The sequence below is a fragment of the Streptomyces sp. NRRL B-24085 genome, assembly GCF_001282115.1.
Lineage (GTDB): Bacteria > Actinomycetota > Actinomycetes > Streptomycetales > Streptomycetaceae > Streptomyces.
Genome location: NZ_LJBR01000682.1, coordinates 1 through 1,514, shown reverse-complemented (window position 1 = coordinate 1,514; position 1,514 = coordinate 1). Strand labels below are relative to the sequence as shown.

Genomic DNA, 1,514 nt, shown 5'->3' with positions numbered 1-1,514 from the left:
GAGCAGCCCCGCCCCCGCCCAACTGCCCGGCGGGGGAGTGGACTGGCCGGGCAGTTGGGCGGGGGCGGGGCTGCTCGCTCTCATCACCGGGTTGCTGCTGCTCGTCGGGCGGAGGTTGCTGAGACATCCCTGGTGGTGTGCCGTCTGCGCGCTGCTGTTCGTGCTCGCGGTCGTGCAACCGCCGCCGCTGACCCGGGTGATCACGGGGTGGCCCCCGCCGGACTGGCGGTTGGCGATGTGCGACGTGGGCCAGGGGGACGCGATGGTGCTGGCGGCCGGTGACGGGGCGGGCGTGGTCGTGGACGCCGGACCGGATCCGGGACTCGTCGACGGCTGTCTGCGCACACTCGGCGTCACCAGGGTGCCGCTCGTGGTGCTGACCCACTTCCACGCCGACCATGTGGCGGGCCTGGCCGGGGTGTTGCGGGGGCGGTCGGTGGGGGCGATCGAGACGACGGGGCTGGAGGAGCCGGCCGACCAGGCCGAGTCGGTACGGCGGGAGGCGGCCGCCCGGGGCGTTCCGGTGACGCGTGCCGCGGCCGGGGAGGAACGGCGTACGGGACCCCTGGCCTGGGAGGTGCTGTGGCCGCCCGCGGATCCGGCGGCGGTCACGGCGGACGGGCCCAACGACGCCAGCGTCACGATGCTCGTACGGTCCGCCGGGCTGCGCTTCCTCCTGCTCGGGGACCTCGAACCCCCCGCCCAGCAGGAGCTGTTGAGATCGCCGGCGGGTGCGCGGCTGGCCGGGGTGGACGTCCTCAAGGTCGCCCACCACGGTTCGGCGTACCAGGACCCGGAGCTGATACGCCGGGCCGCCCCGCGGCTCGCGCTCATCTCCGTCGGCGCCGGCAACACGTACGGGCACCCGGCTCCGGCCACGGTCGCCGCGCTGCGGGCCGGGGGTGCGGTCGTGCTGCGGACGGACCGGGACGGGGCACTGGCGGTCGCCGGGACGGGCGGCGAAGACGGAGACGGAAGGGGTAGGGGTGCGGACGGTGGGGGTCTGTGGGTGGCGCGAGACTGGAGGCATGAAGCCCACACAGGTTGACGCGTATCTCCGCCGTCTGGGAGTCCAGCACCCGGCGTGGCCCACCGTGGAGGTCCTGCGCGAGCTGCACCTGCGCCATTTGCAGACCGTGCCCTTCGAGAACCTGTCGGTCCACCTCGGCGAGGAGATCGTGCTGGAGGAGGAGCGGCTGGTGGAGAAGGTGGTGGGAGCCCGGAGGGGAGGGTTCTGCTACGAACTGAACGGGGCGTTCGGGGCCTTGCTGGCCGCGCTCGGCTTCGACGTCACGCTGCTCGCGGCCCGGGTGTACGGGGAGGAGGGGCGGCTCGGGATCCCGTACGACCATCTCGCACTGCGGGTGCGTTCGGTGGACGGGGGCGAGTGGCTGGCCGACGTCGGGTTCGGGGCGCACAGCCACTATCCGCTGGCGTTCGGGGCACGGGGCGAGCAGGAGGATCCCGGGGGCACCTTCCGGATCGTGGAGGCGGGGCCCGACGCGGCCGGGGTG

Annotated in this window: 2 protein-coding genes; both read left to right on the top strand. The window is 74.2% G+C overall.

Annotation, left to right across the window (positions count from 1 at the left end; translation table 11 throughout):
* Positions 1-1,048 (top strand): ComEC/Rec2 family competence protein (locus AOJ26_RS41165; RefSeq protein WP_159044547.1); only part of this gene is annotated, 1,048 nt, incomplete at its 5' end.
* Positions 1,029-1,514: arylamine N-acetyltransferase family protein (locus AOJ26_RS41160; protein ID WP_143663723.1), on the top strand; the 486-nt coding region annotated here is incomplete at its 3' end. The genes AOJ26_RS41165 and AOJ26_RS41160, both read left to right, overlap by 20 nt.